This window comes from Pseudoalteromonas sp. GW168-MNA-CIBAN-0100 (assembly GCF_040309225.1).
GTDB lineage: Bacteria > Pseudomonadota > Gammaproteobacteria > Enterobacterales > Alteromonadaceae > Pseudoalteromonas > Pseudoalteromonas arctica.
Window position 1 is genome coordinate 1 of sequence record NZ_JBEOOL010000919.1, and the last position, 247, is coordinate 247.

Annotated in this window: 1 protein-coding gene; it reads left to right on the forward strand. The window is 37.2% G+C overall.

Going from position 1 to position 247, the window contains the following annotated elements:
* Positions 1-60 precede the first annotated feature (60 nt).
* On the forward strand, positions 61-247 hold a 187-nt coding region (locus tag AAEY62_RS24010; protein ID WP_350636972.1), incomplete at its 3' end, for a hypothetical protein.

The window sequence follows — 247 nt, forward strand, 5'->3', positions numbered from 1 at the left end:
TAGAGTGTGTAAGTAATTCTATAGCTAAAATATAAAATTAAATAAACTACAGAGGTTAGTATGTCAGGACAAGGTTCAGGCGGTAACGTAATCGCAGCATTATGTAATATATTTTTCCCGGGTTTAGGGCAGTTAGTGCAAGGGCGTATTCTTGCCGCGCTTATATTCGCTATATTATTTTTTGGTGGTGCGGCATTATGGTTTTTAATTGTGCCAGGAATAATTGCCGCTATTGTATATGTTTGGG